The organism is Streptomyces sp. NPDC059398 (assembly GCF_042751845.1).
GTDB lineage: Bacteria > Actinomycetota > Actinomycetes > Streptomycetales > Streptomycetaceae > Streptomyces.
Map to the genome: position 1 here is coordinate 1 of NZ_JBHYWP010000016.1, position 22,258 is coordinate 22,258.

The following is a 22,258-nucleotide window of genomic DNA, read 5'->3' on the forward strand; positions in this document are numbered from 1 at the left end:
GGGTCAGTCCTGCGCGTTGAGCACAGGCAGATAGCCGCCGGACTGGCCGGCCGCCGTCGGGTGGTAGGACTCGGTCAGATTGAGGATGTTCACGCTGTGCAGCCAGCTGTCGGACGAGCAGATCTCGTGTCCGGAGAAGGCGGAGGTGACATCACCGAAGGCGAAACCGTGGTCGGCGGCGCGCTTGGCCGTCACCGCGTTGAGGTGATCGGAGGCCGAGTTGATCGCGCCGCGCTCCTTCTCGCTCAGCCCGGCGATGCAGGTGCCGTTCAGCTGGTAGAAGCGCGGATAGCCGAGCACGACCACATGCGCCGACGGCGACTTGGCGGAGATCGCCGAATAGACCTTGTCCAGCAGGCCGGGCAGCGTCGAGTCGATGTAGGTGTTGGCGGTCGCGAGCGCCGCGAGACAGGTCGCCTCGGACTTCAGCACACAGGTGGTCATGGTGTCGGCGAAGCCCGCGTCGTTGCCGCCGATGGTGAGGGAGACCAGACCGGTCGAGGAGTTCAGCGCCGAGAGCTGGCTGGAGAGAACGTCACCCGTACGAGCGCCCGAGCAGGCGACGAAGGCGAACGACGAGGGCGAATGGGCGGCGGCCCACAGCTTCGGGTACGCGAGGCTGCTGCGCTTGCAGTCCCCGCTGGCGCTGTCATAGCTGCCGGATCCGACTCCCGCCGAGTACGAGTCACCGAGCGCCACATAGCCGGTGGATGCGGCCGGTTGGGCAGCCTGCGCCGTGCCCACCCCGGTGAGGGCGAGTCCGACGGCGAGGAGAACAGAGGATGAGAAAGTCACAAATCTGGACAATTTCATGGAACCTCCCTGAGGCAGGATTTCCGCCACGTCTGTCGTACCAGCCCACGGCCACCTTCTGGAAGTGTCCATGCCAAGTATTCGATGCTGCGACAGCCTGCGGTCGCCTGGTTGTCAGTGAAGCCCGGCTCCCGGCCGCCCGGGGCACGAACGACTGTGATTCACCCCTTCGGTGACAAGGCGTCAGTGGGCCGGACGGGCGTACGGCGCTCTCGCCGGGAGAGAACGCGCGGCACAAAGCGCGTGCACGGGCCGCCCCGGTGCCGGATCATGGGCGCATGTCCGCAAACCCTGAGGCATCCCTGCCGATCCGGCTCAATGTCGACGACAGCGATTCGCCGTCCGATGTCGTGGACGCGCTGTTCCTCGGCCGCTTCGCCACCGGCGAGCAGCCGTACTCGCACAGTTCGTCGATCGACCGCGTCAAGAAGGGGCTCACCCTGCTGCCGCCCGGCGCGACCGTGCTGCGAGCGGCCCGGGACGACGACCGCAGCGCGACGCTCGCCGAGGGTGAGGGGTGGACGCTGCTCGTCTCGCGCTGGAACCGCGGAGCCGATGTCACGGTCACCGCGGTCAGCGAGGAGCTGGCGGCGAGGGTACTGAAGCAGTCGACGGACGACGCGCAGGACGAACCCGAACCGCAGCCCGAGAACGTCGCCATGGGGTTCTGGTACGTCTCCCCGCGCCGGGGCCCGCACCGCACCACCCGGCAGATCGCGGCCGGTACCTGGGAGGAGGTGCGGGCCAACTACACGGCGCCGGTGGCCGACGCGCTGGGCGGCCTGATGAAGGTCACCCCCGACGACATCTCGGGACGGCTGCTCCTGCTGCACGGTCCGCCGGGCACCGGGAAGACGTCGGCGCTGCGCACCCTGGCCCGCTCCTGGCGCGACTGGTGCCAGGTGGACTGCGTGCTCGACCCGGAGCGGCTCTTCAGCGACGTCGGCTATCTGATGGACATCGCCATCGGTGAGGACGACGGTTCGGCGAAGGGGCGCTGGCGGCTGCTGCTCCTTGAGGACTGCGACGAGCTGATCCGCGGTGAGGCCAAGCACACGGCGGGGCAGGCGCTGTCACGGCTGCTGAACCTCACGGACGGCCTGTTGGGCCAGGGCCGCAATGTCCTGGTGGGCGTCACCACCAATGAGGACCTGGAACGACTGCACCCCGCCGTGGTGCGGCCGGGCCGCTGCCTGGCCCGGATCGAGGTCGGTCCGCTGACCCGTGCGGAATCGACGGCGTGGCTGGGGACCGACGAGGGCGTCGGCCGGGACGGCGCGACGCTCGCGGAGCTGTACGCGCTCCGGCGCGGCGCGGGGCCCGCGTCCGTCCCCGCACAGGAACGGGGCGCGGACGCGGGGCTGTACCTGTAGGCGACGGCACCGGTAGCCGCTGCCGTGCGTACGTGCTGAACGCCGAAAACACTCCGGCCGGGCTACTTCCCGTACGCCGCCCGCAGCGCGTCGTCGACCGCGGTGCGGGCCGCTTCGGGAGCGAGGCCCAGCCGCAGGACCCGCTCGGCGAAGGCCCGTGCCGCCTCCGCCGCCTCCCGTTCCGCCGCGTCACCGGCGGCCGCCACGAAGGTGCCGTTGCGGCCGCGGGTCTCGATCACGCCGTCGGCCTCCAGCGCCCGGTACGACTTGGCGACGGTGTTCGCGGCGAGCCCCAGCTCGTCCGCCAGGCCCCGCACCGTCGGCAGCCGGTATCCCGCGGGAAGCTTCCCCGAGCGGGCCTGTCCGGCGATCTGGGCCCGCACCTGCTCGTACGGTGCAGTGGCGGCGTCCGCATCAATGTTGATCTTCAGAGTCACCCCGCGATTCTCCCTTACCGGGGGCCCGCCACCCCGGCGGCAGCCCTCAAGGGAAAGGGGAGGTGGTCCGCCGGGCCCCCGCCGCCGCTTCCCGGTTCAGGCCAGCGCCACCAGTACGTACCGCTCGTCGTCGACCTCCTTGCCCCAGAGGGCCGGGTCGGCCGAGAGCAGTTCGTGGTGCACGGATGCGGTGAGCGGGTCGAGCGCCGCCATCAGCTGGCCCGCGGAGAGTCCCACTCCGGCCCAGACGCCCTCCACAAGGACCAGCCTGCCGCCCGGGTTGAGCAGTGAGCACCAGTGCTTGAGCGCCGCCTCGAAGTCGGGCAGCAGCCACACCACATGACGGGCCAGCACCACGTCGAAGGTCCGCTCGCCGACAGGCGGCTGTGCCGCGTCGCCCACCAGCACCTCGGCGTCCGTGCCGGCCAGTTTGGTCCGTGCCAGCTCGGCCATCCGGGGCGAGAGGTCGACCGCGGTCACCCGGTGCCCCTGGTCGACCGCGAGCCGGGCGAGGCTGCCCGTCCCGCAGCCGACATCGAGGATCCCGGCCGGCTCGCCCGGCAGCCATCTCTTCAGCCGCGCCGCCCATGCGTCACGCACCCCGGCGTCGCGCAGGCCGTGGTCGGCCTCCTCGTCGAAAGTGTCGGCCGCGGCATCCCAGTTGATCGTCATGGTCCGATGCTCTCAGCTCCCACCGACAATCCGGCTGATCACATGCCCGGCGAAACATATGTGTATCTCCCGGCGTCAATCGGGCAGTTCACGCTCACACCGTGCACGCGGTGCGCGGTTCCGGTGCCTCGGCGCGTCCGTATACAACCGGTGCGGTGCCCCCGCCCCCGCCCGGGAACCCGAGGGAGGGGACACCGCATCCGGCGGCCCCGCCCTAACCGACGGCGGAGGCGCAGGTGGTGGGGGTGGCGTGCGCGGGGTCGAGGGCGTTGGCGACCTCGTGGTACGCGATCCGGTCCGTCAGGCCGATGGTGACGTGCTCGGAGATGTCGGCGGCGCACTTGTCCTGGAGCAGTACGTTGTTGACGTCCGGGCCGCTGAGGAACTGGGTCTTGTAGGGGGTGACCACCTCGTCGTACTTGGTGGCGATGACGGTGTAATGCACCCCGGGCACCGTGTCGGGCACCGAGTTGAGCTTGTTGACGAAGGGCGAGCCCGCGACCTGGTCGGTGAGGCCCGGTGCGCCCTTCTTGAGAATGTCGGCGGCGCCGGGGAAGTACGGCAGCAGCTTGGTGAGCCCGGACAGCGTGGTGCCGTGATTGTCGGGGGCGATGCCGGTCATCGAGTTCACCTTGGCCGCCCCGCCGAGGAACTTGATGTAGTAGTTCGGCATCATGCCGCCCTGCGAGTGGCCGACGATGTCCGCCTTCGGGGTGCCGGTCGCCGCGAGCACCTTGTCGACGAAGGTGGAGAGCTGGGCGGCCGACTGGTCGACCGGGGCGAGCCCGTCGAAGAGGGTCTCGCCGGGGAGCTGTCCGTAGTCGAGGGAGAAGACGCAGTATCCGCGGTCGACCAGGTACGGGGCGAGCACCAGCCAGTTGTCGGCCGCGTTCCCGAAGGTGCCGGGGACGAGGACGACCGGCCTGGGGTGGGCCGCGGACGGTTTGCAGGAGTAGTTGTTCCATCCGCTGCTGGGGGCGGCGGCCTGCGCCGTCGTGGCGGCGGGGACCGCGGCGGCGGTGACCGCCAGCGCCAGCGCGGGGAGGGCTCCGAGCGCACGCTTCCAGGGCATCATCGGGTGATCTCCTTGCGACTCAAGGGAGTGACGACGGATGTTCGCCCTGCGGCCCGGACCACAAGAGTGTTCTGTACACGCCAAATTACGCGCGAGTAGGGTAGCGGGGGAAGTTACGCGTCAGTAAAGAACTGATGGAGGACCAGGGAGGGTCAGGGAGAATCAGAATGATCTCCGCGGTCCACGACCGTACAGCTCATGGCACCGCACCTCATGGCACCGCGCCTCACGAGACCGCGGCCCGCCGGGCGGTCCCGAGCGCCCCCGGCATGATCGCGCCGGGTCCGAAGCGTGCCCGCGCCCGGTCGGCGACCGCCTCGATCCGGCGTGCCCTGTCGTCGGCGGGGTCGAACATCAGCTGATGGGCGGCGTGCTCGGCCGGTGACAGCCCCTCCGCACGCAGCGCGATCGCACGCACCCTGGCGCGCTGCAGCCCGAGCGAGTCATGGACCGCGTACGCCGCGGAGGTGAGCGCGGCCGAGTGCGCGGTCCGCTCGCGCAGGGTGCGTCCGCGGGTGGTGGTGGACCGGTCGGCGTACCGCACGGTGAGCGCCAGCGCGCCGCACACCTGCCCCTCACGGCGCATCCGGGCCCCCAGCTCCTCGGTGAGCGAGAGCAGGGCCACCCGCTGCCGGTCACGGTCCAGTTCGTCGCGGGGGAAGGACCGTTCGGACGAGACCGAGCGGGCCGCCGCGTTCGGTACGACCCGCGTACGGTCGATGCCGCGCGCCCGCTCCTGGAGTTCACGCCCGGCGCGCGCTCCGGCGATCCGCTGGAGGGTGGCGAGGGGGGCGGTGGCGATCCTGCCGATGGAGTCGAGCCCGTACGAGCAGAGGGTGCGGGCCAGCTTCGGCCCGACCCCCTGGAGCGCGGCGGCGGGCTTGTCCGCGAGGAACGTACGGGCGTCACCGGCCACCAGGGTCGTCCCCGGCCGGGCCTCCCGCGCGGCCATCCGGGCCAGCAGCGGATTGGCGCCCACGCCGATCGCGCAGTCGAGACCGTGGTGGGCGAGCGCCCGCACCCGCAGCAGCGCCGCGAGTTCGGTGGCGCCGCGCCCGAAGTACCGCTGTGCGCCGCCCACATCGATGAGCGCGGCATCGGGCGGGAAGGCCTGGACCACCGGGGTGAGGTCCTCGATCAGGCCGAGCGGCAGGGCCTCGGGAGTGAACCGTACGGAGAGGATCATCCCGCGCTCCCCTGGCTGGAGTGCCAGAGCTTGCGCCCGGTGGCGTTGGGGTCCCCGGCGGGCCTGAGGTCGGCCCAGGGGTTCATCTCGTAGCCGGTGGAGTGGCGGATACGGCGGCCGGTGCCGTCCGTTGCCTCCGTACCGCCTCCGCCCCCGCCGTCCGCGCCGTCCCCGCCGCCCGGCGCGGGCGCGGCCAGGGCGGCGGCGACGGCGTCGAGGCCGCCGGTCCGCCGCAGCTCCACCAGGTCGGCCAGGTTCCAGGCCGCCGAGCCGACCACGCTGAGGCTGCGCGGCCCGCGCCGCTGCACCACTCCGCGCACCAGCAGCAGCCAGGAGTGGAAGACGGTGTACGCGCACGCGGCATGGCTGTCGTCGAAGAAGGCGAGGTCGACCAGGCCCGTGCCGTCGTCCAGGGTGGTGAAGACGACCCGGCGCCCGGAGCGTACCGGCGGGGTCTGGGTGGCGGCCTTGGCGCCCGCGACCAGGACGCTCTGCCCGTGTTCGGCGGAGCGCAGCCGCTGGGCGGAGAGCGCGCCCAGCTCCTTCAGGAAGGCGTAGTGGTCCTCCATCAGATGGCGCGAGGAGTCCATGCCGAGAACACCGAGTTCGGCGCTGAGCCGCTCGGCGTCGCTGAGGTCGGGCAGTCCGGCCGGTGCCGTGTTCCGCCCTTCGCCCAGGGCGAGTTGGCCACTGTGCGCGGATCCGCCGCGGCCGGGGTGCGCTCCCGCGTGCAGTTCGGATATGTGCAGCAGCAGGTCCCGCCGGTTGGCGCCGAACGCGTCCAGCGCGCCGACCTGGGCGAGGCGCTGGGCGACCGGCTTTCCCGGCCGGGCACGCTGCCAGAAGTCCAGCAGCGAGGAGTAGGGCTGCTCCGCCTCGATCCGGCCGGCCTCGGCCTCACTGATGCCGTGGACGTCGGAGAGCGCGAGGCGGACCCCGAAATTACCGGACACCAGTTCGATACGGTGAGCGACCGCCGACCGGTTGACGTCCAGCGGGAGCACCGGGACCCCGCGCCGCCGCGCGTCCGCCAGCAGCAGCCGCTTCGGGTACATCCCGGGGTCATGGGTGAGCAGCCCCGCGTAGAAAGCCGCGGGGTGGTGTGCCTTGAGCCAGGCGGACTGGTAGGTCGGCACGGCGAAGGCCACCGCGTGCGCCTTGCAGAATCCGTACGCGCCGAACGCCTCGACGATCTCCCAGGTGCGCGCGGTGACATCGGGCGCGTAGCCCCGCTCCGCCGTAGCCGCGGCGAACCAGGCGCGGATCCGGCCCTGCCACTCGGGGTCGGAGAGCCTGCGCCGCGCCTGGTCCGCCTCGTCCCGGCCGCAGCCCGTCATGATCCGCAGGATCTCGATGATCTGCTCGTGGAAGACGACGACCCCGTACGTACCGCTCAGCGCCTCGGCGAGGTCGGGGTGCGGGAAGCGGACCGGCGCCCGGCCGTGCCGGGCCTCGATGAAGGGGCGCACCATGTCGGCGGCGACCGGACCCGGCCGGAACAGCGAGATGTCGACCACCAGATCGTCGAAGGTGGCGGGCTGCAGCCGTCCCACCAGGTCGCGCTGGCCCGGCGATTCGATCTGGAAGCAGCCCAGGGTCTCGGTGGAGCGGATGAGCGCGTACGTTCCGGGGTCACCCTCCGGCACCTGTGCGGGGTCGTCCAGATCGAGCCGATCCCCCGTGGCCCGGCCGATCTCGGCGACGGCGTGGGCCATCGCGGACTGCATCCGCACCCCCAGCACATCGAGCTTGAGCAGCCCCAGGTCCTCCACGTCCTCCTTGTCGAACTGGGACATGGGGAAACCCTCGCCGCTGGTCGGCATCACGGGCGTCCGGCGCAGCAGGGAGGCGTCCGAGAGCAGCACCCCGCACGGGTGCATGGCGACTCCGCGCGGCAGGGCGTCGAGCCCTTCGACCAGTTCCCACAGCCGCCCGTACTTCCCGGCATCCCGCTCCGACTCCTCGGCCACGGCGCGTAGTTCGGGCAGCTCCGCCATCGCCGCACGGGCGTCGCGGGCGCGGATGTGCGGGAAGGCCTTGGCCAGCCGGTCGGTCTCCGCCGGGTCCATGGACAGGGCGGCGCCCACGTCCCGTATCGCGTGGCGCACCCGGTAGGTCTCCGGCATGGCCACGGTGGCGACCCGCTCGGCGCCGAAGCGGCCGATGATCGCGCGGTAGACGTCGAGCCTGCGGGCCGACTCGACGTCGATGTCGATGTCGGGCAGCGCGAGCCTGCGGCGGGAGAGGAAGCGCTCCATCAGCAGCCCGTGCTCGACGGGGTCGGCGTTGGCGATGCCCAGCAGATGGTTGACGAGGGAGCCCGCGCCGGAGCCGCGGGCCGCGACCCGGATGCCCATCTCCTTCACATCGTCCACGACCCGGGCGACGGTCAGGAAGTACGAGGCGTGGCCGTGGAAGGCGATGATGTCCAGTTCGTGGTGCATCCGCTCCCAGTACTCGCGTCTGCGGTCGTAGCCGCGCAGCACCATGCCGGCGGCGGCCCGGGAGGCGAGTACGCGCTGGGCGGTGCGGTGTCCGGCGCCGACGAGGCGCGGTTCGGGGAAGTGGACGGTGCCCATGCCGAGGTCGTCCTCGGCGTCGACGCTGCACGAGGCGGCCAGGGCCTGGGTCTCCTCGATCAGCCGGTGCGCGGTGTCCCGGCGGAAGCCCGCCGCCTCGGCGATCCGCTCGGCGGTACGGAACATCTCACCGGCGTCCTTGAGCCAGCGCTCACCGCTGTCGAGGCCCTTGCGCGGATCGACGGGCACCAGCCTGCGGGCGGCGTCGAGGACGTCGGCGACCGGGCCCTGCCCCGGGTCGGCGTAGCGGACGGCATTGGTCAGTACGGGGCGTACGCCCTGCTCGGCGGCGAAGCCGAGCGTACGGGCGGCGAGCCTGAGCGAGCCGGGTCCGGTGCCGCTCAGCCCGTGATGGACCGCTTCGAGGCGCAGCGCGTCGCCGTGGATCTCGCGCCACGGCCCGAGCAGGGCGGCGGCCCGGTCCGGGCGGCCCGCCGCGAGCGCCCGGCCGACGTCGGAGTCGGGGCCGAGCAGGACGGCGAGGCCGTCCCCGTGGTTCTCGTCCCAGGGCAGCACGGGCCGCCCGCCGTCCGCGTGGGCCACGGTGACCAGCCGGCACAGGGCCGCCCAGCCCACGGCGCCGTCCCGGGCGAGGAAGGTCGCGCGGGGTACGGACTCGTCGATGAACGCCCCGCCGCGCACGGGGGTGCGCGTCCGGTGCGTGGGCCCTTCGGCGCGCGCCCGGCCGCCGATGGCGAGCCGGGCCCCGAACAGCGGCCGCACCCCGGCCGCCGCACACGCCTTGGCGAAGCGGACGGTGCCCGCGAGGGTGTCCCGGTCGGTCAGCGCGATGGCGTCCATGCCCCGCTCGGCGGCCCGCTCGGCGAGCCGTTCCGGGTGGGAGGCCCCGTACCGCAGGGAGAACCCCGAGACGGTGTGGAGATGCGTGAAACCGGGCATCCGCCGCACCTCCTGCTCCGATGATCCAGTCCGTTCCTGATTCTTCTCCCCACCATAGACCACTTTCGAATACCTGTACGATTAACGGAGCGTCAGCCATTCGGCCCTTCCCACCTGCGCAAACGCCCGCGCTACCGGACCGTGGGGCCATGACTTTCCTGGACGAGATGAAGACCGCTGTCACCCCGCGCGCGGCGCTGCTCGTCATCGGCACGCTGGTGCTGCAGCTGCTGTTCATCGCGTCCTATGTGGGGGCTCTGCACAGTCCCCGGCCGAAGGACGTGCCCTTCGGGGTCGTCGCACCCGCGCAGGCGGCCCCGAAGCTGGTCCGCGAACTCAAGGGGCTGCCCGGCGGCCCGCTGGACCCGCGTACGGTCTCCAGCGCCGCCGACGCCCGGAAGAAGATCCTCAACCGTGATCTCGACGGGGCCCTGATCGTCGGCTCCGGCGGCCCGAAGGACACACTCCTGGTCGCGTCCGGCGGCGGGACCGTGCTCTCCTCCTCGCTCGACCGGATCATCACCGGGGTGGAGAAGACCCAGCGGCGGAGCGTACGGACCGTCGATCTGGCCCCCGCTTCGGCCCAGGACTTCGACGGGCTCTCCGCGTTCTACCTCGTCGTCGGCTGGTGCGTCGGCGGCTACCTCTGCGCGTCGATCCTGGCGATCAGCGCGGGTTCCCGGGCCGCCAACGGACAGCGCGCCGTGCTCAGGCTCGCCACCATGGCGCTCTACTCGGTCCTGGGCGGCCTCGGGGGCGCGGTCATCGTCGGGCCGGTGCTCGGCGCGCTGCCCGGCAGCGTCGCGGGGCTCTGGGGTCTCGGCGCGCTGGTCGTCTTCGGGGTCGGCGCGATCACGCTCGCCCTCCAGGCGCTCACCGGCATCGTCGGCATCGGCCTGGCCGTCCTGCTGGTCGTGATCGCGGGCAACCCGAGCGCGGGCGGCGCCTTCCCGCTGCCGATGCTGCCGCCGTTCTGGCATGCGATCGGCCCCTGGCTGCCCCCGGGCGCGGGGACCTGGACGGCGCGCTCGATCGCGTACTTCAGGGGCAACGCCGTCACCGGCCCGCTGCTGGTGCTCTCCGGCTGGGCGGTGGTGGGCACGATCATCACGATCGGTATGTCCGTCTTCCGCGGCAGACCGGCGGCCGCCCCGGCGGTGCGGGAGACGACGCCCAGGACCTGAGAACCGCATCCGGGTACGGCAGAGGCGCCGGCCCCGACCCGGGGGGGGCGGGGGCCCCCCGCGGCCCCCCGCGCCCCCGGAGCGGCCCGGGCGCGGTCAGCCGACCGTACCGCTCGGGCAGCTGCCCGAACCGCCTGGTCGGACGCCCGAACGGCCCTGTCAGACGCCCGTACCGCCTGGTCGGACGCCCGAACCGTCGTCCGCTCTCGGACCCACACCTGCGTGCGCGTCCGCCTTGGCGCCGTCCATCACCGCGCCGTCCATCACCGCGCCGTCCATCACCGCGTCGTCCACCACCGTGACCGGTTCCGTGTCGGGCACGATCCCCAGCCTCAGATCCCTGAGCGCCTCGGCCTCACGCCGCGCCAGCCGGAACCACATGAAGACCACGAAGCCCGCGAAGACGAACCACTCGCCGGTATAGCCGAGGTTCTGGAAGGACTTCAGGTCGAGCCCGCTGTTCGGCGGCGCCGCCGCCGGGACGGCCTTGAGGCCCGCCGAGGCGTGCGGCAGCGTGATCCACGCGTCGTACACGGGGTACGGCACGACGTTCACCAGCGATGCCGCGCTGATGATCCCGATCTGGCCGGCCGGCAGCCCGCCCCCGGTGTACGCCCCGTCGGTCCCGCTGTTCTCGGACGCCTGGAGCGATCCGGTGACCTTGACGGCGCCCTTCGGGGGAGCGGGCGGCTTCGCTCCGTGCGGCAGCCAGCCGCGCACCACCGGGAGGGCCTTGCCGCCGTCGGTGCGGAGCAGGGTCAGGACGTACGACCCCTCCCTGCCGTCCACGACCCGGTCGGGCACCAGGAACTGCTCGCCGTACTTCCCGGTCGCGGTGGCCTGCCGCCCGGACGTGTCGAGGTTCACGGGCAGCAGGGAGGAGAGCGGCGCCGACGCCTGGCGGGTCGGGTCGGGCCGGTGCTCGTCTGTCCGGTGGGTGGCCACCCGGTCCTCGAACCTGCTCAGCTGCCAGGAACCCATGAAGACGCAGAACGGGATGGCGAGCAGGGCGAAGACGGTGATCCCCAGCCAGCGGGGTGTCAGCAGGAACCGGTACACATCTCTTACGGTACGGGGCGGGCTCCGGGCCTCGTGCCCCGGACCCCGCCCCGTATGTCCCGCCCCGGGCCCCGCCCCGTACGGCCTGCTGCTTCTTCTACTTCTTCACATGCCGCCGGGCGAAGTCGAGCTCAAGCCTGATCTGCTTGATCCGCTCCTCCACCACCAGCGAGCCGTGGCCCGCGTCGTACCGGTACACCTCGTGGACCGCGCCGCGCCCGGCGAGCCGGTCGACGTAGTTCTCGACCTGCCGGATCGGGCAGCGCGGGTCGTTCACACCCGCCGAGATGTAGACCGGTGCCCGCACCGCGTCCACATAGCTCAGCGGCGACGAGGCGGCGAACCGCTCGGGCACCGTCTCCGGGGTGCCCCCGAGCAGCGTCCGGTCCATCGCCTTCAGCCCCTCCATCTCGTCGTGGTAGGCCGTGACGTAGTCCGCGACCGGCACCGCCGCCAGCCCGGCCGCCCACGCGTCCGGCTGGGTGCCGAGCCCGAGCAGCGTCAGATAGCCGCCCCAGGAGCCGCCCGCGAGCACCAGCCGCGCCGGGTCCGCGATCCCCGACGAGACCGCCCACTCCCGGACCGCCGCGATGTCCTCCAGCTCGATCAGCCCGACCCGGTGCTTGAGCGCGTCGGTCCAGGCCCGCCCGTAGCCCGTCGAGCCGCGGTAGTTGACCCGGACCACCGCGTAGCCGTGGTCGACCCAGGCCGCCGGGCCCGAGGCGAACGCGTCGCTGTCGTGCCAGGTCGGGCCGCCGTGGATCTCGAAGACGGTGGGGAACGGGCCGTCCCCCGCCGGCTGCTGCACCAGCGCGTGGACCCGGCCGCCGGGACCCTCCACCCAGACGTCCCGCACCGGCACGGAATCCGGCGCCTTCATCCCCGGCGGGTCGAGCACGACCGCGCCCGACGTGGAACGTACGACCGGGGGGAGCGCGGCCGACGACCACAGGTACTCGACCGTGCCGTCGGGCCTTGCGGTAGCCCCGGACACCGAACCCGCCGGGGTCTCTACGCGGACCAGCTCCCCGGTGGCCAGTTCGTACCGCCACATCTCGCTGCGTGCCTCGAAGCTGTGCACGATCAGCAGCGCGGAGCCGTCCGGATACCACTCGGCGCTGACATCGCCGGGCAGCTCGACCGCCGGGCTGCTCTCGGTGCCGGCCGCCACGTCCCACACCATCGGCTCCCAGCGGCCCCGCCGCTGGTGGCCGACGAGCAGCCGGGTGTCCCCGGCGACCGGCGCGAAGCCGAGCACCTGGAGCCCCAGCTCCTCGGTGCCGCCCCTGGTGTCGTCCAGCTCGGCGACCGTGGACCCGTCGGGCCGGACCACCCGCAGCGCCGAGTGCATCGCGTCGCCGTGCTCGGTGTGCTCCAGCGCGATCAGCGTCCCGTCGTACGAGAGGTCGCCGACCCCGGCCGACTCCCGGTGCCGGTAGATCTCGACCGGCGCGGCGCCCGGCCGTACGACATGGACCGTCGAGCCGTCCTCGTCGGTAGACCTGCCGACCACCGCCGTACCGTCCCGGCCGATCCCCAGACCGCCCGGGTAGGAGGGTTCGAGGCCGGGGGCGGCGGGTTCATCGGGCCCGCCGTGGAAGGGCTGGCGCATCCAGACACCGAACTCGTCCCCGTCGGTGTCGTCGAACCACCAGATCCAGTCACCGCCGGGCGACAGAGCCCCGTCGGTCGTACCGTTCGGCCGGTCGGTGACCTGCCGCTGCTCGCCGGTCTTCCGGTCCCAGGTGTACAGCTCGTACGTACCGGTCGCGTTCGACACGAACAGGCTGCGGTCGGGGGCGTCCTCCGCCCAGTCGGGCAGCGAGACGCGAGGTGCGCGGAACCGCTTCTCCCAGTCGGGCATGGCTGTTGCGTCAGTCGTCATGCCCCTATTTCAGCAGAGCGGATACGCCACGGGTCCTCCGGCCGGATCCGTATCAACCTGCTACAGCACGGCCGATCAGGGTCCCGATGTGGTCCGGTGAAAAGTCAGGCCTGCCGCGTGGGGCAGGGCAGTTCAGGAGCGGCACGATTGGGGGAGCACGTCACCAGCGCGACCGAGTGGAAGACGGTGCCCTTCAGATAATGGCCGAGGGACACGTCCCCGCCCCACGCCATCCGCGCGACTGCGGCTCTCACCAGGAGAATCAGTCGGGTACCTTCTCGGTCTTGCGGAGAGGCGAACCGGGCAGCGAATTCGGAGAGTTGGAGTTCGAGCCATTCGCCTGCTTCCTTGGGTTCCCTCCAGGTTCCCCGCACCAGGGAGGCAGGCTTCATCAGCCAATGCGCCGTTTGGATAGGAGGCAGACCGATGACAGGAAACTCTGCTACTGCCTCTCGATACCGCTCGATGACCTCCTGAGGGCTGCCCGCAGTCGGAGGCTCGCCAGGAGGGCGACGGGTGCTCTCCTTGTCGAACGCCCTCTTCTCCCCGACCCAGGAGTACCCGTGGTGGTGCACTGCTGCTCCTATCCGAGAGGTGGCGACGGCCCCGCCGACGCGCGGCGGGGCCGTAGGTTCAGGTGGCGCTGCGGCTCAGGCGGAGAGGTCGAAGCGGGCGGGATCGATGCCCGCCGCGTTCAGCTCCGCCGTCGTGAAGCGCAGCGGCTCGGCGTCCGGGCGCTTGCTGTCACGCATGGCCCACGCACCCGGCCCGATCTTCGCGAGGGTCACGCATGCCTCGCCGTCCGGATGCGTGTTGCCACCACAGGCCTTCGAGAACTCGGCTCCTTCGATGGGGAGGCCGTACAGGTCGGTCATCGTTATGCCTTTCCTGGTCTGCTTGGCGGCCGGAAGGGCCGCCTCCCGCCCCTCAATAGGCGGAAGTCTCAGTGACCTTCATGGCCTCATCCATCGGCCCCACCACATCAGCCGGAACCATCCCCACGTGTGCGAACACCTGGCCGTGGTAGACGAGGGCAGGCCGTATCTCACTCCCCCCGGCCTCCGGAATGCCGAGGGTGGCCAGGGCTGCGCGGACGGCTTCAGCGGCATCTCTGGCCAGGGCGCGTCCGTACCGCCAGGTCTGCATGTCCATTCGTCAGTGCCCAGTCCTGTGCATGCGGAGCAGGACGTTGCAGTCAGAAATCAGGGAGTGATCCACGAACTCGCCCTCGGTCGCGGTGTCCCGCAGCGTGTCCAGTCGCAGGCACTCCGGGCAACCGCGTACAGGCTGGGGCGCCGGTTCGGGTTCACACAGCGGCAGTGACAACGGTGCTTCTTGCCACCGTGCGGGTTCTGTTCCGGTCGCCATCGCGCACCCCTTCGCTGTCGCTCGGTGTGGTGATGACGTTACGGAGTGCCGCGTACCGGCTTCCATGTTGTTGCATGCGGTTGCACGGATTCACCCGAGTGTGGCCAGGGCCTTCGTTATGAGTGCGCGTGCCTGAGTTCCACGTGCAGCCACCTGCGACAGGTCGGAGAACGCGCGGAGGTAAGTGCGGATCTCTCCGGGCGTGGTCAGGTTGATCTCTGCGGTCAAGGTCTCGACCGCTACCTGTTGATCGTCGAAGGCGTAGAACGCTTCCAGGGGCCACACGGTCCGGCGGGTCCTGGCGGGGATGACGCCGAGCGACACATTCGGCTGCCCCATGATGGTGAGCAGGTACTCCAACTGCTCGGCCATGGCAGCATCGTCGGTGACCCGGTAGTAGAGAACTGTCTCTTCAAGGAGCAGTGCGAAGCGGTGGTCACCTTCCCTGACGACCCGGGAACGAGCCTGCCTTGCCCGTACGGCGTCAGCCACATCGTCGGGGGTTCCCTGAAAAGCCGTGATGGCCCTCAACAGTCCTGTGGTGTAACCAGCGGTCTGGAGCATCCCCGGCACGAGGTTCGATGCGTAGACACGGAATGACCGGGTCCGTTGATAGAGCGGGACTGTCTTCTCATGGACGTGGCGCATACCGTCGCGGTGGATCTGCTTCCACTCGACGTACATCGACTCTGCGTTTCGTGATGCGGCGATGATGTCGGCTGCCTGTTCCTCGGAGCCGCAGGCCGCACACCACGCGCGGATGTCGGCATCCGACGGCGGGGTCTTGCCCCGGGCGATGCGGGACGACTTCGATTTGTGCCAGCCGCACCTGGCGGCCAGCTCATGCCCCGAGAGCCCGGCGTCCTTCATGAGCCCTTGCAGGCGAGACGCTACGGCGGCCCGTGCTGCTTGGGCGCTGGAGAGCGGAGACGTGGGCATGAGCTGACAGGCCAGGGATCAAACGGTGTACTTGTCGTGCGGGATACCGCGTTCCCACACGGCTTCGAACGCTGAGGCACACAGCCCGGCTACGGCAGGGTCTTCGGTCTGGTCGGTGTGCACCCACCGGCCGTCTCCGTCGAAAATGTTGAACTGGACCAGGCGGCCGTCGAAGATCCAGCAGTCATTGCCCGGGAGGGCAAGGTCTGAGGCGCTGCGTCGGGGAAGCCACCGGATCTGTTCTCCTGCTTCCAGATTCGTGAAGGTGCCGGAGTGCTCGAATGCGATGTACTCACTGACGGGCTCCGAAATCACCCGGGCGCGCCGGATGACGACGCCCTTTGCCGTGACCTCCTGGACGAGGTCGAGCCACGGACGCCACCACGAGGAGCGGTCACCGGGGTCGAGCCGATGGCCCCGCTTCCATGCGGCGAAGCCTTCGATCTCGTTGTCGACGCCGTACCCGTCGCGCATCTCCAGATGGACGGCCGACTCCTTGACCGACCTGATGAGGTCGGCGAAGTCAGACAGATTCTGCGACACCAAGCGCCTCCCTGAGAAGCGGGATCATCCGCTCCGGAACCCTGATCACTGTCTCGTGGTCCGGGAGCGGAACATCCTTCGAGCTTGTGCTCGTGGTCTGCGCGTCTGCTGTCCATCCCTGAATGAGAAGATCTTTCGTCTCCATGTCCACCCACACAGCGGGTGATCCGTGATCTCCGGACTCGGGATCTTTACCGACGAACCGTAAGGCCATGGGGTCTCTCCCTGTCGAGCGCGTCGCGCTTGGTCGCACGACCTTCACTCTGCCGGACAGCACCGGTCAAGGGGACCGGAACCGGACAGATCGAAGAGGGGCCTGTCGACCGGGTGAGCCGCGCCCCTCACCCCAGCGCGAAGTACCGCAGCCAGATGTACCCCGCCGACAGCGCCAGCGTCGCCGCGGTGACCACCAGCCCGTACCGGGTGAACTGCCAGAAGGAGATGGGGGTCCCGTTGCGTTCCGCGATGCCGAGGGCGACGACGTTGGCGCTGGCGCCGATCGCCGTGGCGTTGCCGCCGAGGTCCGCGCCGAGTGTCAGCGCCCACCACATCACGTGGTCGCCTGCGCCGCCCAGGCTGTGGACGAGCCCGGCCGTGACCGGGGCCATTGTCGCGACGTACGGGATGTTGTCGACCACCCCGGACAGCGCTCCGGACGCCCCGAGCAGCAGCATCGAGCCGCTCAGTTCCCGGCCGCCCACCGCGTGCGAGAGCGCGGTGGAGACCTCGCCCACGACACCCGTGCCGATCAGTGCGCCGATCATCACGAAGAGACCGGCGAAGAAGGCCAGCGTGGGCCACTCGACCTCGGTGAGCACCTCGGTGGTACGGACCGAGGAGACGGCGACGAGCACCCCGGCGCCGAGCAGCGCGACGACGCTCGGCGCGTAATGCAGCACCGGGTGCAGTACGAACCCCGCGATGACCAGGGCCAGTACGGCGAGTCCCTGGGCGAGCAGCCGCCGGTCGCGGAGTGTGTCCCGCTCGTCCAGTTCCATCACCCGGGCCGCGCGCTCCGCGTCGTACGGGAACGCCCCGCGGAACAGGAAGCGGCAGAGCGCGATCAGTACGGCCGTCAACAGCACGGCCAGCGGCCCCAGATGGACCAGGAAGTCGTTGAAGGTCAGCCCGGCCCGGCCGGCCACGATGATGTTGGGCGGGTCGCCGACGAGGGTGGCGATACCGCCGATGTTGGACGCGAAGACCTCGGTGATCAGGAACGGCGCGACCGCCAGCCCCAGCCGTTCGCAGACCAGCAGGGTGACGGGGGCGATCAGCAGGACGGTGGTCACGTTGTCGAGGAGCGCGGAGGCCAGCGCGGTCATCACCACCAGCATGGCCAGCACCCGGAACGGTCTGCCCCTGGCGCGCTTCACGGACCAGATCGCCAGATACTCGAAGACGCCGGTCCGCTTCAGCACTCCGACGATCACCATCATGCCGAGCAGCAGGAAGATGACGTTCCAGTCGATGCCGGTGTTCTGCGAGAAGAAGGCCGCCCTGTCATCGGTCGCGCCGAGCGCCAGCATGAGGCCGGCGCCGCCGAGGGCGGCGGCTACCCGGTGGATCTTCTCGCTGATGATCAGGGCGTAGGTGGCGGTGAAGACGGCGACGGCCGCCCAGCTGTGCCAGTCACTCACCGGGGGCCCCGCGGTGGGGCGGGCGGAACGGGCGCGGTGTTCACGTGACGGGGTCTCCCACCGGATGTGCGGGGTCGTTCGGTCGGCGGGCCCGTGATGCGGCGCGGGCCCGGTGAAAGGTACGGGGGAGCGGAGCCCCGGCGGCAGGACGGCGTCCCGCAGAACAGACCGCCCGGACCCTGCCGGGATCCGGCATGGAACGCCCGCGCTGCGCGGTCAGATCTCCTGGTCGGGCCAGTTGAGCAGCCGGGCGCCGATGACCGCGGTCTGCAGGGTGTAGCGGTGCGCCGGGTCGGCCGGATCGGCGCCGGTCAGCTGGTGGATCCGCTCCAGCCGGTAGGTGAGCGCCCGCACGCTCAGCGACATCCGGCGCGCCGCCTCGGCCGCCACGCACCCCGCGTCGAAGTAGTGGCTGAGCGTCGAGACCAGCGGCTGTGCGCCGCCCCGGGCCCGCTGGAGCGGCCCCAGCGCGCTGCGGACCAGATCGACCAGGGCCTCCCGGTCCCGGGTGAGCACCGGGTAGACCAGCAGATCGGCGGCGCGCAGCAGCGGGCCCTCCAGATCCATCCGGGCCGCGAGTTCCAGGGCGTTGAGCGCCTCCTCGTAGCTGTGCACGATCCCGCCGGAGCCCTGATGCGGGCGGCCGACCGCGACCTTCACGCCGTCGTCGGCGTCGGCCGCGTACGCCTGGCGGGCGAAGTACGTCAGGATGTCGTCCTGGTCGCCGGGGGCGATGCAGACCAGGCGGCCGTCCTTGGTGGTCAGCAGGATGCTGCGGTTGCCGAAGCGGCTGAAGAGGGCCAGCTCCACGGTGCGGGTGGCGGCGGCGCCCTCGTCGTACGCGCCGGCGCTCTGGGCGACCGCGACCGCGTGGGTACGGGAGAGCCGCAGTCCGAACCGTTCGGCGCGCTCGGCCAGCCGCCCCAGATCGCTCCCGCCGTACAGCAGATCGTCGATGAACTCCCGGCGTACGGCCTCCTCCTGGCGTACGGCCATGCGCTGGGCCCGCTCGTACCCCTCGGCGAACGCGTCGACGGCCAGCTCGACGGCGGCGAGCACACCGCCCGCCGTGCTGCCGCTCACCGCCGCGGACCCGGTGGGCCAGACCGTACGGGCGGCCGCCAGATGCGCGGCGACCAGGGAGCGCAGCGAGTGGCCGTCCTCCGCCGCCTGTTCACCGAAGGCGCGGCGCGCGTCGAGCTCGGGCCGGGTCGGGCGGCGGCCGGTCGCCAGGACTTCGGTCAGCATGCGGGCGTACCCCTCAAGGTATTTCCCGGGGTGCGTATCGGATATGTCGGGCCCTGTCACTCGTTCTCCTGCTTCTGCTGTCGTCCCGCCGGCGGTGCGGCCGGCTGTCGGGGGGCGGCCGGTCCGGCGGGGTCCGCCCGCCGCGCAGCGGCCAGAGTGACAGACCGCGACGGGTGCCGGGACCAGGGGTGCTGCCCCGGCATCCGGCAGCAGGGAACTTTGCCGGATTACGGCAATGCGGGGGCGGGCGGAGTCCCGTCAGAATGGGCATTGCGGAAACGGGGGAGAGCGGCCCGGTGCCGGAGTACGGAAACGTGCGTCCGGCGCCGGGGCTGTTCTGCACGGGGGATGTTCCGTATGAGGGCTTTTCCTCATGGGGGACACGGAGGGGGAGGGGTGCGCGATGGATGAGTTCATGGGCGCCGCGCTGGGTTTTCCGGCGGTTCTCTTCGGTGCGGCGCTGTTGGTGGTCATCGCCTTCTGGCTGCTCGTACTGGTGGGGGCGGCCGAGCACGACGCCTTCCATCTGCACCTGGACACGGGGGACACGGGCACGGCCGCTGCGGGGGGCAGCGGCGTGCCCGTCACCGTGCCGGTGTCGCTCTTCACCCTCGTCGCCTGGTTCGCGAGTCTCGCGGGCTCGGTGCTGGTGCGCAGGTGGGGGTCCCACCTGCCGAAAGCTGGGGGAGAGCCGCCGGGCGGCTTCCGGACCGTGCTCGACGCCGCTGTGCTCGCCGCCGCGCTGCTGGCCGCGTGGATCGTGACACGTTTCGCCGTCCGCCGGATGCGCGCCCTGCTCCCGGCCGTACCGCCGCCGTCGCGGCTGGACTTCGTCGGGCTGGTCTGCACCGTACGGACCGGTTCGGTGACCGCCGACTTCGGGCAGGCCGAGGTCGCGGCCGACGACGGATCGACCGCGGTCGTGCAGGTCAGGGCCCAGGGCGACGACAGCCTGCTCGGGCTCCGATCCGGTGACACCGCGCTCCTCTACGCCTATGACGAACCGGGTGAGTTCTTCTGGATCGCGCCGTTCGACGCGGCGCTCGATCCCCGCGCCACCGGCTGAGTCCGCGTTCGCGGCCCCTCCTCCCCTCAGTCGCGCACCGCACCGCGGCGGGCCGCACCACAAGCCACCGTTCACGACACCCTTCGAGGAATGTTCATGGATGCCATCTCCCTGGGCATCGGCGTGCTCGTCGCCGTTGTCCTGCTCATAGCCGTCGCACTCGTCCTGGTGCTCAGCAGGCTGTTCCGCAAGGTGGAGCAGGGCCGGGCGCTGATCATCTCCAAGACGAAGAAGGTCGACGTCACCTTCACCGGTGCCGTGGTGCTGCCTGTGCTGCACAGGGCCGAGTACATGGACATCTCGGTGAAGATCATCGAGATCAGGCGGACCGGGCGCGAGGGCCTGATCTGCCAGGACAACATCCGGGCCGACATCCACATCTCGTTCTTCGTACGGGTCAACAAGACCGTCGAGGACGTCGCCAAGGTCGCCCAGGCGATCGGCACCCAGCGGGCCAGCGACAAGGCGGCCATCCAGGAGTTCTTCGCCGCCAAGTTCTCCGAGGCGCTGAAGACCGTGGGCAAGCAGCTGGACTTCGTGGACCTCTACACGAAGCGTGAGGAGTTCCGGGACCGGATCATCCGGGTCATCGGCACCGACCTCAACGGCTACCACCTGGACGACGCGGCCATCGACTTCCTGGAGCAGACGCCGATGGCGCAGCTCGACGGGGCCAACATCCTGGACGCCCAGGGCATCCGCAAGATCACCGAGCTGACGGCGGTCGAGCATGTCCGCACCAACGAGTACCAGCGCACCGAGCAGAAGGAGATCACCCGGCAGAACGTCGACGCCCGGGAGACCATCCTGGAGCTGGAGCGCCGGCAGGCCGAGGCCGAGATCAAGCAGCAGCGCGAGGTCGACACGCTGCGGGCCCGCGAGGAGGCGGTGACGGCCAAGGTCCAGGAGGAGGAACGCCTGGGCGCCCAGACCGCGTTCCTGCGCACCGAGGAGCAGCTCGGGGTGCAGCGCGAGAACCAGGCGCGCGAGATCGCGGTGGCGCAGAAGAACCGCGAGCGGGTCATCGCCGTCGAGAACGAGCGGATCGAGAAGGACCGGCTGCTCGAAGTCATCGGCCGCGAGCGTGAGACGCAGCTGTCGATGATCTCCCGTGACAAGGAGGTCGAGGCCGAGCGCCGCGAGGTGGCCGATGTGATCCGGGAGCGGATCGCGGTGGACCGTACGGTCGCCGAGCAGGAGGAGTCGATCAAGAAGCTGCGGATGGTCGAGGAGGCCGAGCGCACCAGGCAGGCCGTGATCATCGCTGCCGAGGCGGAGGCGCAGGAGAAGCTGGTCAAGGACATCAAGGCGGCCGAGGCCGCCGAGACGGCCGCCACTCACCACGCGGCCGAGCAACTGACCCTGGCAGAAGCCCGGTTGAAGTCCGCCGACCTCGACGCCCGCGCCAAGCTCCGGCTCGCGGAGGCGGTCCAGGCGGAGGCCGCGGCGCCGGGACTCGCCGACGTCCAGGTACGTGACAAGGAGGCCGACGTCATCGAGAAGGCGGGCCGCGCCGAGGCGGAGGCCACCGAGGCCCGGCTCAGGGCCGAGGCGTCGGGCGCCCGGCTGAAGGCGCTGGCCGCGGCGGAGGGCACCAGCGCCCAGGCCACGGCGGAGGCCGCGATGATCGGCGAGAAGCTGAAGGCGGAGGCCGAGGGGCTCACCGAGAAGGCGGCGGCGATGGCCGCGCTGGACGACGCGTCGCGCGGACACGAGGAGTACCGGCTGCGCGTCGCGGCCGAGAAGGAGATCAGGCTGGCCGGGATCGACGTCCAGCGCCAGGTCGCCGAGGCGCAGGCCACGGTCCTCGCGACCGGTCTGGAGAACGCCGACATCAGCATCGTCGGCGGTGAGTCGGTCTTCTTCGACCGTCTGGTGTCGTCGATCTCGCTCGGCAAGGGTGTGGACGGCTTCGTCGAGAACTCGAAGACTGCCCAGGCCCTCGCCAAGCCGTGGCTGGACGGCTCGGCCAGCTTTCCGGAGGACCTGACGAAGATCCTCGGGTCGGTGTCGAGCGGTGACGTACAGAATCTGACGGTGTCGGCGGTGCTGATGAAGCTGATGAACTCGGGGGGTGCGGAGGCCGGACTGGTCCGGCAGCTTCTGGACCAGGCCGAGCGGCTGGGGCTTTCCGAGGTGGCGGTCGGGGCGGTCGGGGCGGTGGACGGGGCGGTGCGGGTCTGAGCGCGGGGCGGGTGCGGGGGCGCCTGCCCCCGGGCTCTTGGCCCTCGCCCCCCCCCAGAACGGGCTTGAGGGGTGGCCTCAAACTCCCCCGGACTCCGTCCGGGGGA

The 22,258-nt window shown here is 71.0% G+C and carries 18 protein-coding genes and 1 pseudogene; 4 read left to right on the plus strand and 15 right to left on the minus strand.

Annotated elements, in window-relative coordinates; all coding sequences use genetic code 11:
• Positions 1–3: 3 nt before the first annotated feature.
• Positions 4–813 (minus strand): SGNH/GDSL hydrolase family protein, encoded by an 810-nt coding sequence (locus ACFXBC_RS08385; protein WP_385020154.1) that lies wholly within the window; start codon positions 811–813, stop codon positions 4–6.
• A 278-nt stretch (positions 814–1,091) separates the two neighbouring features.
• On the opposite strand from ACFXBC_RS08385, the gene ACFXBC_RS08390 reads away from it, so the two are divergent.
• Entirely contained in the window at positions 1,092–2,186 is a 1,095-nt protein-coding gene (locus ACFXBC_RS08390; protein WP_385020157.1) for a DUF5925 domain-containing protein, read from the plus strand.
• 62 nt (positions 2,187–2,248) lie between these two features.
• On the opposite strand, the gene ACFXBC_RS08395 is transcribed toward ACFXBC_RS08390, so the two are convergent.
• The 5 genes and pseudogenes from ACFXBC_RS08395 to ACFXBC_RS08415 form a co-directional block, all read right to left on the minus strand.
• The gene (locus ACFXBC_RS08395; protein ID WP_385020160.1) at positions 2,249–2,623 is read right to left on the minus strand and encodes a GntR family transcriptional regulator; all 375 of its coding nucleotides are present in this window, start codon (positions 2,621–2,623) and stop codon (positions 2,249–2,251) included.
• Between the two features lie 99 nt (positions 2,624–2,722).
• Positions 2,723–3,295, minus strand: a pseudogene (locus ACFXBC_RS08400) (class I SAM-dependent methyltransferase); the annotation flags it as partial.
• A gap of 214 nt (positions 3,296–3,509) precedes the next feature.
• Positions 3,510–4,370 carry an esterase/lipase family protein gene (locus ACFXBC_RS08405; protein WP_385020163.1) on the minus strand — a complete coding sequence of 287 codons (861 nt, stop codon included), beginning with the start codon at positions 4,368–4,370 and terminating at the stop codon, positions 3,510–3,512.
• Between the two features lie 226 nt (positions 4,371–4,596).
• Positions 4,597–5,556 (minus strand): hypothetical protein, encoded by a 960-nt coding sequence (locus tag ACFXBC_RS08410; RefSeq protein ID WP_385020166.1) that lies wholly within the window; start codon positions 5,554–5,556, stop codon positions 4,597–4,599.
• Positions 5,553–9,035: a DNA polymerase III subunit alpha gene (locus tag ACFXBC_RS08415; RefSeq protein WP_385020169.1), complete on the minus strand. Its 3,483-nt coding sequence runs from the start codon at positions 9,033–9,035 to the stop codon at positions 5,553–5,555. The genes ACFXBC_RS08410 and ACFXBC_RS08415 overlap by 4 nt, the downstream gene beginning before the upstream one ends.
• A 149-nt stretch (positions 9,036–9,184) precedes the next feature.
• Here ACFXBC_RS08415 and ACFXBC_RS08420 point away from each other — a divergent pair, with 149 nt between their 5' ends.
• The gene (locus ACFXBC_RS08420; RefSeq protein ID WP_385020172.1) at positions 9,185–10,219 is read left to right on the plus strand and encodes a DUF3533 domain-containing protein; all 1,035 of its coding nucleotides are present in this window, start codon (positions 9,185–9,187) and stop codon (positions 10,217–10,219) included.
• 159 nt (positions 10,220–10,378) lie between these two features.
• Here the strand turns inward: ACFXBC_RS08420 and ACFXBC_RS08425 are convergent, their stop codons facing one another.
• From ACFXBC_RS08425 to ACFXBC_RS08465, 9 genes are all read right to left on the minus strand, one after another.
• Entirely contained in the window at positions 10,379–11,278 is a 900-nt protein-coding gene (locus ACFXBC_RS08425) for an SURF1 family protein (RefSeq protein WP_385020174.1), read from the minus strand.
• Between the two features lie 97 nt (positions 11,279–11,375).
• Complete coding sequence (locus ACFXBC_RS08430; protein ID WP_385020177.1) at positions 11,376–13,163, minus strand: S9 family peptidase; 1,788 nt, start codon at positions 13,161–13,163, stop codon at positions 11,376–11,378.
• 104 nt (positions 13,164–13,267) lie between these two features.
• Positions 13,268–13,738, minus strand: a complete 471-nt coding sequence (locus tag ACFXBC_RS08435; protein WP_385020180.1) for a hypothetical protein — start codon at positions 13,736–13,738, stop codon at positions 13,268–13,270.
• 75 nt (positions 13,739–13,813) lie between these two features.
• Positions 13,814–14,038, minus strand: a complete 225-nt coding sequence (locus ACFXBC_RS08440; RefSeq protein WP_385020183.1) for a DUF397 domain-containing protein — start codon at positions 14,036–14,038, stop codon at positions 13,814–13,816.
• A 52-nt stretch (positions 14,039–14,090) separates the two neighbouring features.
• Positions 14,091–14,315: a hypothetical protein gene (locus ACFXBC_RS08445; RefSeq protein WP_385020185.1), complete on the minus strand. Its 225-nt coding sequence runs from the start codon at positions 14,313–14,315 to the stop codon at positions 14,091–14,093.
• A 306-nt stretch (positions 14,316–14,621) separates the two neighbouring features.
• On the minus strand, positions 14,622–15,470 hold the full coding sequence (locus ACFXBC_RS08450) for a helix-turn-helix domain-containing protein (protein WP_385020188.1): 849 nt from the start codon (positions 15,468–15,470) through the stop codon (positions 14,622–14,624).
• Positions 15,471–15,488: 18 nt separating this feature from the next.
• Entirely contained in the window at positions 15,489–16,013 is a 525-nt protein-coding gene (locus ACFXBC_RS08455) for a DUF6879 family protein (protein ID WP_385020191.1), read from the minus strand.
• 341 nt (positions 16,014–16,354) lie between these two features.
• A complete protein-coding gene (locus ACFXBC_RS08460; RefSeq protein ID WP_385020194.1) occupies positions 16,355–17,653 on the minus strand; it encodes an ArsB/NhaD family transporter in 1,299 nt (432 codons plus the stop codon).
• A gap of 216 nt (positions 17,654–17,869) precedes the next feature.
• Positions 17,870–18,901, minus strand: coding sequence for a PucR family transcriptional regulator (locus ACFXBC_RS08465; protein WP_385020197.1), 1,032 nt, complete (start codon positions 18,899–18,901; stop codon positions 17,870–17,872).
• A 403-nt stretch (positions 18,902–19,304) separates the two neighbouring features.
• Here ACFXBC_RS08465 and ACFXBC_RS08470 point away from each other — a divergent pair, with 403 nt between their 5' ends.
• A complete protein-coding gene (locus tag ACFXBC_RS08470) occupies positions 19,305–19,967 on the plus strand; it encodes a hypothetical protein (protein ID WP_385020379.1) in 663 nt (220 codons plus the stop codon).
• A 96-nt stretch (positions 19,968–20,063) separates the two neighbouring features.
• The gene (locus ACFXBC_RS08475) at positions 20,064–22,151 is read left to right on the plus strand and encodes a flotillin family protein (RefSeq protein WP_385020200.1); all 2,088 of its coding nucleotides are present in this window, start codon (positions 20,064–20,066) and stop codon (positions 22,149–22,151) included.
• The last annotated feature ends 107 nt before the right edge of the window (positions 22,152–22,258 follow it).

Excerpts from the sequence above, each read along its gene's own strand:
- ACFXBC_RS08470 (WP_385020379.1), top strand. The coding sequence starts at position 19,305 with ATGGATGAGTTCATGGGCGCCGCGCTGGGTTTTCCGGCGGTTCTCTTC.
- ACFXBC_RS08385 (WP_385020154.1), bottom strand. The coding sequence starts at position 813 with ATGAAATTGTCCAGATTTGTGACTTTCTCATCCTCTGTTCTCCTCGCC.
- ACFXBC_RS08415 (WP_385020169.1), bottom strand. The coding sequence starts at position 9,035 with ATGCCCGGTTTCACGCATCTCCACACCGTCTCGGGGTTCTCCCTGCGG.
- ACFXBC_RS08420 (WP_385020172.1), top strand. The coding sequence starts at position 9,185 with ATGACTTTCCTGGACGAGATGAAGACCGCTGTCACCCCGCGCGCGGCG.
- ACFXBC_RS08410 (WP_385020166.1), bottom strand. The coding sequence starts at position 5,556 with ATGATCCTCTCCGTACGGTTCACTCCCGAGGCCCTGCCGCTCGGCCTG.
- ACFXBC_RS08475 (WP_385020200.1), top strand. The coding sequence starts at position 20,064 with ATGGATGCCATCTCCCTGGGCATCGGCGTGCTCGTCGCCGTTGTCCTG.
- ACFXBC_RS08450 (WP_385020188.1), bottom strand. The coding sequence starts at position 15,470 with ATGCCCACGTCTCCGCTCTCCAGCGCCCAAGCAGCACGGGCCGCCGTA.
- ACFXBC_RS08445 (WP_385020185.1), bottom strand. The coding sequence starts at position 14,315 with ATGGACATGCAGACCTGGCGGTACGGACGCGCCCTGGCCAGAGATGCC.
- ACFXBC_RS08430 (WP_385020177.1), bottom strand. The coding sequence starts at position 13,163 with ATGACGACTGACGCAACAGCCATGCCCGACTGGGAGAAGCGGTTCCGC.
- ACFXBC_RS08465 (WP_385020197.1), bottom strand. The coding sequence starts at position 18,901 with ATGCTGACCGAAGTCCTGGCGACCGGCCGCCGCCCGACCCGGCCCGAG.
- ACFXBC_RS08390 (WP_385020157.1), top strand. The coding sequence starts at position 1,092 with ATGTCCGCAAACCCTGAGGCATCCCTGCCGATCCGGCTCAATGTCGAC.
- ACFXBC_RS08405 (WP_385020163.1), bottom strand. The coding sequence starts at position 4,370 with ATGATGCCCTGGAAGCGTGCGCTCGGAGCCCTCCCCGCGCTGGCGCTG.
- ACFXBC_RS08440 (WP_385020183.1), bottom strand. The coding sequence starts at position 14,038 with ATGACCGACCTGTACGGCCTCCCCATCGAAGGAGCCGAGTTCTCGAAG.